Genomic DNA, 12,407 nt, shown 5'->3' with positions numbered 1-12,407 from the left:
CACGCGGCCTGTGCCGCCCATGTCGCATACGGAATCATCTTTATCAACTTCCGAATCAGCTGACCAAGCCGGGGTCCGGACCGTCACAAAGTCAGCAAACTTCCGTGACCAATGCTTGGTGAAGAACCGCCTTGCCCTGCGGTGAGGTCAGCGCGCCGGCTGGGCCGCCGACGCCTGGCGGCAGATCAGGAGGAGGGCCCGGTCGTCGTTGACGTCCCTGGCGACCGCCTCGATGAGGTGCCAGGCGGCGCCGTGGAAACCGCCGGCGACATAGCGGTCGGCCTCGCCGGTGAGCCGGTCGATGCCCTCGACGATGTCGCGGTCGGAGGTCTCCACCAGGCCGTCCGTGAAGAGCATCAGGACGTCGCCGGGCCGCAGGGAGCCCTTCACGGGGTCGAACTGGGCGCCGTCGTACACACCGAGCAGCGGCCCCTCGGCGGCCTTCTCCTCCCAGCGTCCGCTGCCCGCGCTGAGCTGCAGCCCGGGCGGATGGCCGGCGGAGTACAGCTCGTAGTCGCCGGAGTCGAGGTCCAGGACGAGATGGATGGAGGTGGCGAAGCCCTCGTCCCAGTCCTGGCGCAGCAGGTAGCCGTTCGCGGCGGGGAGGAAGGCGTGCGGGGACAGGGAGCCGAGCAGGCCACCGAAGGCGCCGGACAGGAGGAGGGCGCGCGAGCCCGCGTCCATGCCCTTGCCGGAGACGTCCGTCAGGACGACCTCCAGTGTGCGCCCGCTGTTCGTACGGGCCGCGACGACGAAGTCGCCGGAGAAGGACTGGCCGCCGGCCGGCCGCAGCGCCATCTCGTGGTGCCAGCCCTGCGGCAGCTTCGGCAGCTTGCTCTGCACCCGGATCCGCTCGCGCAGGTCGAACAGCATGGTGCCGCCGCGCCGCCAGGGCACGCCGACCCGGCTGCGGAACTGGGCCGTGAGCAGGCCGAAGAAGCCACAGGCCGCCACGACGAGGACCACACCGGGGGTCACGCGTGAAGGCCCTTCGGTGTACGGGCCGAGCCGTACCGACTCCACGATCAGTGCCGTGGCCCCGGCGGCGTAGAGGCCGAGCAGGCTCGCGGGGCGCAGCAGCAGGCCGCCCGCGATGATCGGCAGCACCAGGGTGGCCGGGGAGCACCACACCGAGTCGACCAGGGTCATGGCCATGAGGACCGGGATGGTGAGCAGCAGACCGACGAACGCGATCCAGTCGGAGCCGTCGCCGCGGAAGTAGTCCACGGCGCTTCTGCGCAGCCCGGTGCGGGCCCGGTGCCACTGCATCTTCCACCGGGCCGTGAACGTCTCGGCCTTCGCGCGCCGCTCTCGTCCTGCTGCCATTAGTTCGGGACCCTATCCATCGGACCGGCTGCTTGGCACGGGAGGTCCCACTTGTCCCCCGTGCGAGGCTCCACTGAGCGGTTCGTCCTCACAGTGAACGGCACCGGAGGCCGGCACGCCGCCCTCCGGGAGAAATTCACTGGCTCGTCCCGCAATGCCCTGATAGGCATGGCGTATGGGGACTGAACACACGACCGAACCGACCGTGCTGGCGCCGGAGGACTTCGACCGTTGGTGGGACGGTGTGGTGCGTGCGTTCGGGGGCGGGCCCGCCTCGTCCGAGGAGCGTGAACTGGACAGGTCCCTCACCGAGTTCGACCGTACGCTGGCCGTGCGGGACGGGGACGAGATCGTCGGGACGGCGGGCGCGTTCAGCTTCCGGATGACCGTGCCCGGCGGAGCCGTGGTGCCCACCGCGGGCGTGACCATGGTCAGCGTGGCCGCGACGCACCGGCGGCGTGGGGTGCTGACGTCGATGATGCGGCGGCTGCTGGACGACGCGCACGCCAAGGGTGAGCCGCTGGCCGCGCTGCACGCGTCCGAGCCCGCGATCTACGGCCGCTTCGGGTACGGCGCGGCGACCTTCCAGCTCAACGCCGAGATCGACACCGCCCGGGTCACCCTGGCGCTGCCCGACGGCACCGACGAGGTGCGCGTGCGCTACGTGTCGCCCGCCGACGCCCTGAAGGAGTGCGAGGCGGTGTACGCGGCCCTGGTGCCCGGCCGGCCCGGCATGCTGGCCCGGCAGCCCGGCTGGGAGCGGCAGGGGCTGCTCGACCCGGAGAGCGACCGGGAGGGGGCGTCGGCGCTGCAGTGTGTGGTCGCGGAACGGGCAGGAGAGATCACCGGGTATGCGCGGTTCCGTACCAAGTTGGGCTGGGGGCCGAGCGGGCACGACGGCACGGTGACGCTGGAGGACCTGGCCGCGCTGGATCCCGCGACCGAGGGGGCGCTGTGGCGTTTCCTGTTCGGCATCGACCTGATGTCGACGCTGACGGTGCACGGGCGACCGGTCGACGAGGCCTGGCAGCACCTGGTATCCGACATCCGCCGCTGCCGGCCGCGCCTGCGGGACGCCGGGTACGTGCGTCTCGTGGACGTGGGTACGGCCCTGGCGGCGCGCACCTGTCTGGCGCCGGTGGACGTCGTGTTCGAGGTGGCGGACGCCTTCTGCCCCTGGAATGAGGGACGTTGGCGGCTGACCGGCGATGCGAAGGGCGCGTCCTGCGAACGGACCTCCAGCCCGGCCGAAGTGTCGCTTTCGGTACGGGAGTTGGGGGCGGCGTACCTGGGTGGTACGACCCTGCTGTCGCTGGCGGCGGCCGGGCGGGTACGGGAACTGCGGCCCGGGGCGCTGGTGGAGGCGTCGGTGGCGCTCGGCTCACCGGTCGCACCGTGGCTGCCGCACGGGTTCTAGGGCCTGTCCGGCCGCCGCGCTGCCAACAGCGCTGCCGATCAGCGCTGTTGGCAGGTGGGGCACCAGAAGAGGTTGCGGGCGGCGAGGCCGGCGGTGCGGATCTCGTCGCCGCAGATGTGGCAGGGCAGGGTGGCGCGTCGGTAGACGTACACCTCGCCGCCATGGTCGTCCACGCGCGGCGGCCGCGCCATCGCCTCCGGGGTGTGTTCGGGGCGCACGGTGTCGATGCGGTTGTTCCGCACGCCCTCGTGCATCAGCGCGACGAGGTCGGACCAGATGGTGTCCCACTCGGCCGGGGTGACGTCCCTGCCCGCGCGGTAGGGGTCGATGCCGTGCCGGAAGAGGACCTCGGCGCGATAGACGTTGCCCACGCCCGCGACGATCTTCTGGTCCATCAGCAGCGCGGCGATCGTCGTACGACTGCGGGAGATCCTCCGGTACGCCGTGCTCGGGTCGGCGTCCTCACGGAGCGGGTCGGGGCCGAGGCGGTCGTGTACGGCGCGCTTCTCCTCCTCTGTGATCAGCGCGCAGGTGGTGGGGCCGCGGAGGTCGACGTACGCGGTGTCGGTCGCCAGCCGCAGGCGCACGGTGTCCGTCGGCGGGGGCGCGGGGGCGTCGCCGAAGCCGACCTTGCCGAAGAGGCCGAGGTGGATGTGGACCCAGTCGGTGTCCCGGAACCGGAGGAAGAGGTGCTTGCCGTGGGCTTCGGTGGCCGTCAGTTCCGCGCGGTCCAGAAGGGCGGCGGCGTCGGAGAACTTGCCCTGGGGGCTGGTGACGCGAGGGGCTGCGCCCTGGAACCGCGCGGCATAATCCTGTGCCAGCCGATGAATAGTGTGCCCTTCCGGCAAGACAAGGTCTCCTTCTCCAACATCTTTCCCACCCCCCACCCGACTCGGTCGACTGAGAGGCGGGCGAACAGGGCAGGACGGGGCGGGGCGTCATCGAGCCGCAGCCAAGCCTGAGGCTCTCCGCCTCCTCAGTCTCGCAGCAGAGCGGTCCGGCCTTTCAACATCTTTCCCACCCGCCCACCCGTCTCGGTCGGTCGAGAGGCGGACGACTGGGCCGGCCTGGCGCCGCACCGGCCCGGACTGAGCCGATCGGGTCAGCCTTCCAACAACTTTCCCACCCGCCCACCCGTCTCGGTCGGCCGAGGGGCGGGCGCCTGGGGGCAGATCCCCGGGGCCGGGCCCTCCAGCCGACCCAGTCGGATGGGCGGGTGGGCGTACGGGGAGGCTGGGGGCGGAGCCCCCAGGGGCCGGGCCCCTCAGCCGACCGAGTCGGATGGGTAGGTGGGCAAACCCCGGGTCTGGGGCGGAGCCCCCAGGGGACGGCGGGGCAACGGCCCTCGGGGCTGAAGTGGGCCGGAGAGGGTGGCCTGGCCGGCGGAGCCTACGGCTGGGGGTGGTGGCCCGGGATCGGGGGCAGGTCGCCTGTCGTTTCGTAGGCCGACAGCATGTCGATGCGGCGGATGTGGCGCTCGTCACCGGAGAACGGCGTGTTCAGGAAGGTCTCGACGAACTTCGTCGCCTCCTCCGTGCTGTGCATCCGCGCACCCACGGCCACGACATTCGCGTTGTTGTGCTGCCGCCCGAGCGACGCGGTCTCCTCGCTCCAGGCCAGCGCCGCCCGCACACCCTTCACCTTGTTCGCGGCGATCTGCTCACCGTTGCCGGAGCCACCGATCACGATGCCGAGGGCGTCGGGGTCCGCCGCCGTCCGCTCCGCGGCGCGCAGGCAGAAGGGCGGGTAGTCGTCCTGGGCGTCGTAGATGTGCGGCCCGCAGTCGACGGGCTCGTGCCCCGCCGCCTTGAGCCATTCGACGAGGTGGTTCTTGAGTTCGTAGCCCGCATGGTCGGAGCCGAGATACACGCGCATGCAATGAGTGTGACACGGCTGTTTCAGGGCAGCAGCCGCGGGTGGCGGCGCCCCGCCGGGCTCCGGAGCACACCCGGACCGGCTCTGGAGGACACCCGGACCGGCCCCGGGGAAACCCCCGGCCAGTCACCCGGAAATGTGAGTCAGACCATAGAACCTCAAGGGAACCTCAAGTAACGATACGGATTCAGAGGTTCCCGAAATCGTTCGCCTCGGATTCACTGGACCGACTCGTACACCGCTCATACGAGCTGCCCTCCTCCTGGCGCAAAGGAAATCCGTCCATGACCCCTGGTTCGGGCCTCCAAGCAGGACTCAAGAACCGCCACCTGTCGATGATCGCGATCGGTGGTGTCATCGGAGCCGGCCTCTTCGTCGGTTCCAGTTCCGGTATCGCCACCGCGGGACCGGGCATCCTCCTGTCGTACGCACTGGTCGGCACCCTCGTCGTCCTCGTGATGCGGATGCTCGGCGAGATGTCCGCCGCCAACCCCGCCTCCGGCTCCTTCTCCGCGCACGCCGAACGCGCGATCGGCCCCTGGGCCGGCTTCTCCATCGGCTGGCTGTACTGGTTCTTCTGGGTCGTCGTGCTGGCCGTCGAGGCCACCGCCGGCGCCAAGATCCTCGAGGGCTGGGTCCCGGCCGTACCGCAGTGGGGCTGGGCGCTCATCGTGATGAGCGTGCTGACCGCGACCAACCTGGTCTCCGTCGGCTCCTACGGCGAGTTCGAGTTCTGGTTCGCCGGTATCAAGGTCGTGGCGATCGGCGCGTTCATCGTCATCGGTCTGCTGGCCGTGTTCGGCGTGCTGCCGGGTGTGCACACCGACAAGGCGAGCTTCGGGAATCTGACGAACCACGGCGGCTTCCTGCCGCATGGACCCGGCGCCATTCTCACCGGCGTACTCCTGGTCGTCTTCTCCTTCATGGGCAGCGAGATCGCGACCCTGGCGGCCGGTGAGTCGGAGGACCCGCAGCGCGCCGTCACCAAGTCCACCAACAGCATCATCTGGCGTATCGGCGTCTTCTACCTGGGCTCGATCCTGGTCGTGGTCTCGCTGCTGCCGTGGAACGACCCCTCCATCAAGAAGGAGGGCTCCTACGTCGCCGCGCTGGACTCCCTCGGCATCGCGCACGCCGGTCAGATCATGAACGTGATCGTGCTGACCTCGGTGCTGTCCTGTCTCAACTCCGGCCTGTACACGGCTTCCCGCATGGCGTTCTCGCTCGGCCGGCGCGGTGACGCCCCGAAGGCGTTCGCCCGCACCACCGCGCGCGGTGTGCCGATGACGGCGATCCTGGCGTCGGTCGTCTTCGGCTTCGTGGCGGTCTTCTTCAACTACGCCTACCCGGACACCGTCTTCCTCTTCCTGGTCAACTCCTCGGGCGCGGTGGCCCTGTTCGTCTGGCTGGTCATCTGCTTCTCGCAGCTGCGGATGCGGAAGATCATCCAGCGGGAGGCGCCGGAGAAGCTCGTCGTGAGGATGTGGCTGTACCCGTACCTGACCTGGATCACGGCGGCCTTCATCGTCGGCGTCCTCGGCTACATGCTGACCGACACCGAAGGCGAGAGCAGCGGCCGTACGACCGTGCTGCTGTCGGTGGGCGTGGCGGCGGTCGTGGTCGTGATCGCCCTGGTGAAGCAGAAGTTCGGGCCCGCCCGGGCGGAGGGCGCGCCCGTCGCCGACACGGCCGAGAAGGTCACCACCGGCTGACGGCACCGGACGCAGCCGCGGACAGCCGCGGACAGCTGCGGACATGGCCGCATAACCTGACGACACCTGTCAGGTTATGCGGCCATGCTGCGTCCCATGACCAACGCCGCTTCTGCCTTCCTTCGCCCCGGTGACCGGGGTTACGACGACGAACTCGCCGGTTTCCAGCTCGGTTTCACCCAGCGGCCCGCCGTGATCGTGCCCGCCCGCTCGGCCGCCGACGTGGTGGCCGCCGTACGGTACGCGGCCGCCGAGGGCCTGCCCGTGGGTGTGCACGCGACCGGGCACGGGCTGCCCGGCGGGTACGAGGGCGGGCTGCTCATCACCACCCGGCGGCTGGACGGGATCACCGTCGACGCCGAGGTCCGTACCGTCCGGGTGCAGGCCGGGGTGCGCTGGGGCCAGGTGGTCGCGGCGGCCGAGCCGTACGGGCTGGCGCCGCGAATGGGGGCACCTCCCACGCTTTAGGCAGTGGGGGAGGGTCCGCGCCGAGCGTGGGCGCGGTGTCGTACACCCTGGGCGGCGGACTCGGCATCCTGGCGCGGGAGTTCGGGTACGCGGCCGACCATGTGCGCCGGCTGGAGGTCGTGACCGCCGACGGAGAACTGCGCCGGGTCACCCCCGACTCCGACCCCGAGCTGTACTGGGCGCTGCTCGGCGCCGGGCAGAACCTCGGTGTCGTCACCGAGCTGGAGATCGGGCTCGTACCGGTACGGACCCTGTACGGCGGCTCGCTCGCCTTCGACGGGCGGGCGGTGGACCCGGCGGCCCTGCTGCGCGCGTACGAGGCCTGGACGCGGACCTCCCCCACTCTCGGCTCCGCTCGAGCGGGGGGACCCCCATCGGACGGGCTGACCTCGTCCTTCGCCGCCGTACCGTACCCGGACCTGCCCGCGCTGCCCCCGCATCTGCGCGGTACGTACGTGGTCTCTATCCGGGTGGCCTGCACGGGCGCCGACGGGGACGCGCTCGTCGCCCCGCTTCGGGAGATCGGCCCGGTGCTTTCGGACTCGCTGCGCGAGATGCCGTACGCCGAGAGCCACACCATCCACAGCGACCCGGATTTCCCGCACGCCTACTACGGCGACAGCGCGGTGCTGCGGGACCTGTACGTCGACGGGGCGCGGGCCGGGGAGCTGCTGCGGGCGACCGGGCCGGAGGCGGGGCAGATGTGTGTGGTCCAGATCAACCACCTGGGCAGGGCGCTCGCCCGGCCGGCGCCGAACGCGGTGCCGTACCGCGAAGGACGGTTCCTGGTACGGCTGCTGACGGTCGGGGACCGGGAGGGGGCGCGGGCCGTCCTCGATCCGGCGTTCGCGCTCCTGGCCGGCGATTCCCTGGGCCGGTCGCTCAACTTCGCCTTCGGGGCGGGCGACCGCGGCACGGGGCTGTACGACCCCGATACGCGAAAGAGGCTCGCCCGGGTCAAGGAGACCTGTGACCCGGCGAACCTCTTCCGCAGGAACTACGGCGTCAGCGCCCCTTGTTGACCAGCTTCCAGGCGGTGGGCAGCGCGCCCATCGCCAGGGCGGCCTTGAGGAGGTCACCGATCAGGAACGGGGTGAGGCCGGCCGCGACCGCCTGGGAGAGGGACATATGGGCGGCCAGGGCGAGGTAGGGCACGCCGACGGCGTAGATGATCGCCTCGCCGAGGACCATCGTGCCCGCCGTGCGCAGCGGGGAGCGGTCGGCGCCGCGCCGGGCCAGGGCGCCGACGGCGGCCGAGGCGAGCAGCATGCCGAGGATGTAGCCGAAGGAGACCGAGCCCGCGCCGGAGGTGCCGTCCGCGAACCACGGCACACCGGCCACACCGGCGAGCGCGTACAGGGCGAGGGAGAGGAAGCCGCGGCGGGTGCCGAGCGCGGTGCCGACGAGCAGAGCGGCGAAGGTCTGGCCGGTCACCGGCACCGGGGAGCCGGGCACCGGGACGGCCACCTGGGCCGCGAGACCGGTGAGCACGGCGCCGCCGACGACGAGGGCCGCGTCGCGGACGCGGGACGTGGGGAGCAGGTCGGCGAGGACTGCGCCGGGGCGAGCGGTGGCGGTGGCGGTGCTCATGGGGACTCCGCGGGTGAGTGGGCAGGTGGGAACACGGTGACGCTATACCGCGCCGATGGCGTCGATCACCGTCACCGGTCGACAAAGGCTTGAGCCGGGCCTTGGTGGGCTCCGTACAAAGGGTGTGGGTTACACCGGGTACGAAGTGATACCGGTCACTGAGGTGGAGGCGCCCAGCTCACCCTCCTGCATCGAACCGGAACTGTGGAGTCCCACCAAAGCCCGCACCAAAGCCCGCCACCGAAGCATCGCCCAGGCCCTGCCACGCCCCGCAGGGTCGCGTAACCGCCGGTTCACCCTGCGTACGCCACCTGTCCGGATACTGGGCAGTCCCTCCGCCCGAGCGGACGGGCCGCCCAGACTGGCGGGGTTTTTGCCCGCCCATTGCACGGGGAGAGCCGCGCCCATGCCCAGCAGCAGCACGACCACCGAGACGCCGCCACAGCAACACGACGGCCTCTCCCACGGCCTGAAGCGGCGCCATCTGTCGATGATCGCCCTCGGCGGGGTGATCGGCGCGGGTCTGTTCGTCGGCTCCGGTGCGGGCATCGCCGCGGCCGGCCCCTCCATCGTGATCGCCTACACCCTTTCCGGCTTGCTCGTCATGCTGGTGATGCGGATGCTCGGCGAGATGTCCGCCGCCTACCCTTCCTCGGGTTCGTTCTCGGCGCACGCCGAGCGGGCGATCGGCCCCTGGGCCGGCTTCGCGGCCGGCTGGTCCTTCTGGATCCTGCTGTGCACGGCCGTCGGCCTGGAGGGCATCGGCGCCGCGCACATCGTCTCCGGCTGGCTGCCCGGCACCCCCGAGTGGGCCTGGGTGGCACTGTTCATGGTCGTGTTCTGCGGGACGAACCTGGCCGCCGTGAAGAACTTCGGCGAGTTCGAGTTCTGGTTCGCAGCGCTGAAGGTCGGCGCGATCAGCCTCTTCCTGATCCTCGGCGTGCTGGCCATCGCGGGCGTGCTGCCCGGCACGGACGCCCCCGGTACCGCCAACCTGAGCCACTTCCTCCCGCACGGCGGCAACGGCCTGATCATCGGCCTGCTCGCGTCCGTCTTCGCGTACGGCGGTCTGGAGACCGTCACCATCGCGGCGGCCGAGTCGGAGGACCCGGTCCGGGGCGTGGCGTCCGCCGTCCGTACGGCGATGTGGCGGATCGCGCTGTTCTACATCGGCTCCATGGCGGTCGTGGTCACCCTGGTCCCGTGGGACTCCAAGGACGTGGTGGCGAAGGGCCCGTACGTCGCCACGCTCGACCACCTCGGCATCCCGGGCGCGGGCCAGCTGATGAACGTGGTCGTCCTGGTCGCCCTGCTCTCCGCGATGAACGCCAACATCTACGGCTCCTCGCGCATCGCCTTCTCCCTGGTCGAGCGCGGCCAGGGCCCGAGTGCCCTGGCGAAGCTGTCCGGCGGGGTTCCGCGCATCGCGGTCCTCACCTCCTGCGTGCTGGGCTTCGTCTGTGTGCTGCTCAGCTACTGGCGGCCGGACGACGTCTTCAAGTGGCTGCTGAACATGATCGGCGCGGTCATCCTGGTCGTCTGGATCTTCATCGCGGTCTCCCAGCTGCTGCTGCGCCGCCGCATCGAGCGCGAGACCCCCGAGAATCTGGTCGTCCGCATGTGGGCGTTCCCGTTCCTCACCTGGGTCGCCCTGGCGGGCATGGTCACGATCTTCGTCCTGATGGCACGGGAGGCGGACACCCGCGTCCAGCTGTACTCGACGGGCGGGATGACGCTGGTGCTGGCGGCGGTGGGGTACGCCTGGCAGCGGGTCCACGCCAGGCGCTGAGCCCCGCACCGACAACGGCCCCCACGTACGACACGTGGGGGCCTTTGTGTTGCTCTCACACTGTTATTGCTAGCGTGTAGTTGCAAGAGACTTGCAATAAGGTTCCGGAGGGGATCACCCATGCCCGTCTACACGTTGCCCGACCTGCCCTACGACTACTCGGCGCTGGCTCCCGTGATCAGCCCGGAGATCATCGAGCTGCACCACGACAAGCACCACGCGGCCTATGTGAAGGGCGCCAACGACACGCTGGAGCAGCTGGCGGAGGCGCGGGACAAGGAGAGCTGGGGCTCGATCAACGGCCTGGAGAAGAACCTCGCCTTCCACCTCTCCGGGCACATCCTGCACAGCGTCTACTGGCAGAACATGACCGGCCCGAAGGACGGCGGCGGTGAGCCGCTCGCCGCCGACGGCGTGGGCGAGCTGGCGGAGGCGATCAAGGAGTCCTTCGGTTCCTTCGCCGCCTTCAAGGCCCAGCTCTCCAAGGCCGCGGCCACCACGCAGGGTTCGGGCTGGGGCGTGCTGGCGTACGAGCCGCTGAGCGGCCGCCTGGTCGTGGAGCAGGTCTACGACCACCAGGGCAACGTCGGCCAGGGCGCCACCCCGATCCTGGTCTTCGACGCCTGGGAGCACGCCTTCTATCTGCAGTACCGCAACCAGAAGGTGGACTTCATCGAGGCCATGTGGCAGGTCGTCAACTGGCAGGACGTGGCCCGCCGTTACGCGGCCGCCAAGTCCCGCGCCGACGTCCTGCTACTGGCTCCGTGACCGCCCCGATCCCCCCGTCCCGCCGATCCCGCCAATCCCCCTGATCCCCCCCTGATCCCCTTGAGACGTCCTGCCTCGTGATCGTCTTCTCACCCTTCGCGCGGGCAGGCGGATGAACGGAAGACCCCGCGAGGACGTGACTCGCGGGGTCTTCCCCTGCCGCTGGGTCAAAAGCCCTGGTCGCGGCCGTCCGGCATGCGCGGGGGGTGTGGGTGGCGCACGATCAGGGCATGTCCCACAACGGCATCGCACGTGGCGGCAAGCGGCGGCTCACCCGCGCGGTGGGCACGGTCGCGCTGGCCGTATCCGCCCTGCTGCCGGCCCAGGGTTCCGCACTGGCCGCGTCTCAGGACGACACGATCGCACTGCAGACACTCGACGACATCGTGAAGGGCGACTACACCGCCGCCACCGCCCACTTCGACGCGACGGTGCGCAGACAGCTGCCTCCGGACGCGCTCAAGAAGGCATGGCGCAATTACGAGGCCCAGTTCGGTGACTATCGCTCGCACCAGAATCCCAAGGATGTCGCGTTCGGCCAGTTCACCGTGGTCAGCGTGCCCCTGCGGATGGCACACGGCCCCGGCGAGTTCCGCGTCAGCTTCGACAGGGCCGGGGCCATCGCCGGGCTGTTCTTCCTCAAGCCGGGCACGTGAAACGGGCCCGGCGCCGAGCGGCGCAGGGCCCGTTCACCGGGACCTACAGGTTGCTGAAGTCCGGGCCCTTGGTGCGGGTGCGCTTGAGCTCGTAGAAGCCCGGGACCGAGGCGACGGCGACCGCGCCGTCCCACAGGCGGGCCGCCTCCTCGCCCTTGGGGGCGGGGGTGACGACCGGGCCGAAGAAGGCGATCTGCTCCCCGTCGGGGCCGGGCAGCGCGATGACCGGGGTGCCGACGTCCTGACCGACCTTGTCGATGCCCTCCTTGTGGGAGGCGCGCAGCTCGGTGTCGTAGGTGTCCTTCTCGCCGTACTCGACCAGGTCTGCGGGCAGGCCCGCGTCGGCGAGGGCCGCGGCGATGCTGTCGCGGTTCACACCGAGGCCCTCGTTGTGGAAGCGGGTGCCGAGCGCGGTGTAGAGCCTGCCCACCGCGGCGTCGCCGTGCAGCTGCTGGGCCGCGATCACCACCCGGACCGGCCACCAGGTCTTGCCGCCGGGCCGCATGTTCTCGGCGTACTCCTCCGGCAGCTCATCCAGCCGGTCCTCGTTGAGCACCGACAGGCTCATCACATGCCAGCGGACCTCGATGTCGCGGACCTTCTCCACCTCCAGCACCCAGCGGGAGGTCATCCAGGCCCAGGGGCACACCGGGTCGAACCAGAAGTCGACGGGGGTCTTCTCCGACATGTCTCTCCTCAAGGGGAACGCTTTCCCGTATTCCCCCTGAGAACGTCCCGGTCCGCCCGGCCATTCCCTGCTGCCCCCTGTCAGGGGCACATGGCAGGATCGGTCCTGTTCAGCCGTC

At 70.5% G+C, this 12,407-nt stretch carries 10 protein-coding genes and 1 pseudogene; 6 read left to right on the top strand and 5 right to left on the bottom strand.

The window, feature by feature from the left end:
• Positions 1–147: 147 nt before the first annotated feature.
• Positions 148–1,326 (bottom strand): PP2C family protein-serine/threonine phosphatase, encoded by a 1,179-nt coding sequence (locus M878_RS77515; protein ID WP_023550731.1) that lies wholly within the window; start codon positions 1,324–1,326, stop codon positions 148–150.
• Positions 1,327–1,501: 175 nt separating this feature from the next.
• Between M878_RS77515 and M878_RS77510 the strand changes: the two genes are divergently transcribed.
• A complete protein-coding gene (locus M878_RS77510; protein WP_023550730.1) occupies positions 1,502–2,743 on the top strand; it encodes a GNAT family N-acetyltransferase in 1,242 nt (413 codons plus the stop codon).
• A 38-nt stretch (positions 2,744–2,781) separates the two neighbouring features.
• On the opposite strand, the gene M878_RS77505 is transcribed toward M878_RS77510, so the two are convergent.
• Together M878_RS77505 and M878_RS77500 are read right to left on the bottom strand one after the other, a co-directional pair.
• A complete protein-coding gene (locus M878_RS77505; RefSeq protein WP_023550729.1) occupies positions 2,782–3,591 on the bottom strand; it encodes an Fpg/Nei family DNA glycosylase in 810 nt (269 codons plus the stop codon).
• 541 nt (positions 3,592–4,132) lie between these two features.
• On the bottom strand, positions 4,133–4,618 hold the full coding sequence (locus M878_RS77500; RefSeq protein ID WP_023550728.1) for a ribose-5-phosphate isomerase: 486 nt from the start codon (positions 4,616–4,618) through the stop codon (positions 4,133–4,135).
• A gap of 284 nt (positions 4,619–4,902) precedes the next feature.
• Here M878_RS77500 and M878_RS77495 point away from each other — a divergent pair, with 284 nt between their 5' ends.
• The gene (locus M878_RS77495; RefSeq protein ID WP_023550727.1) at positions 4,903–6,330 is read left to right on the top strand and encodes an amino acid permease; all 1,428 of its coding nucleotides are present in this window, start codon (positions 4,903–4,905) and stop codon (positions 6,328–6,330) included.
• Between the two features lie 96 nt (positions 6,331–6,426).
• Positions 6,427–7,820, top strand: a pseudogene (locus M878_RS77490) (FAD-binding oxidoreductase).
• Here M878_RS77490 and M878_RS77485 read toward each other — a convergent pair.
• Complete coding sequence (locus M878_RS77485; protein WP_023550724.1) at positions 7,804–8,388, bottom strand: biotin transporter BioY; 585 nt, start codon at positions 8,386–8,388, stop codon at positions 7,804–7,806. The pseudogene M878_RS77490 and the gene M878_RS77485 sit on opposite strands and share 17 nt — an antisense overlap.
• Before the next feature lie 406 nt (positions 8,389–8,794).
• Here M878_RS77485 and M878_RS77480 point away from each other — a divergent pair, with 406 nt between their 5' ends.
• The 3 genes from M878_RS77480 (at position 8,795) to M878_RS49100 (ending at position 11,601) form a co-directional block, all read left to right on the top strand.
• The gene (locus M878_RS77480) at positions 8,795–10,177 is read left to right on the top strand and encodes an amino acid permease (RefSeq protein WP_023550723.1); all 1,383 of its coding nucleotides are present in this window, start codon (positions 8,795–8,797) and stop codon (positions 10,175–10,177) included.
• A 120-nt stretch (positions 10,178–10,297) separates the two neighbouring features.
• Positions 10,298–10,945 (top strand): superoxide dismutase, encoded by a 648-nt coding sequence (locus M878_RS77475; protein ID WP_023550722.1) that lies wholly within the window; start codon positions 10,298–10,300, stop codon positions 10,943–10,945.
• A 230-nt stretch (positions 10,946–11,175) separates the two neighbouring features.
• Positions 11,176–11,601, top strand: coding sequence for a DUF3887 domain-containing protein (locus tag M878_RS49100; protein ID WP_023550721.1), 426 nt, complete (start codon positions 11,176–11,178; stop codon positions 11,599–11,601).
• 43 nt (positions 11,602–11,644) lie between these two features.
• Here M878_RS49100 and M878_RS77470 read toward each other — a convergent pair whose 3' ends face one another.
• A complete protein-coding gene (locus M878_RS77470; RefSeq protein WP_023550720.1) occupies positions 11,645–12,289 on the bottom strand; it encodes a mycothiol-dependent nitroreductase Rv2466c family protein in 645 nt (214 codons plus the stop codon).
• Between the last annotated feature and the right edge of the window lie 118 nt (positions 12,290–12,407).

The sequence above is a fragment of the Streptomyces roseochromogenus subsp. oscitans DS 12.976 genome (assembly GCF_000497445.1).
Lineage (GTDB): Bacteria > Actinomycetota > Actinomycetes > Streptomycetales > Streptomycetaceae > Streptomyces > Streptomyces oscitans.
The sequence above is the reverse complement of the archived record's forward strand: the minus strand, read 5'-3'. Positions and strand labels throughout refer to the sequence as shown.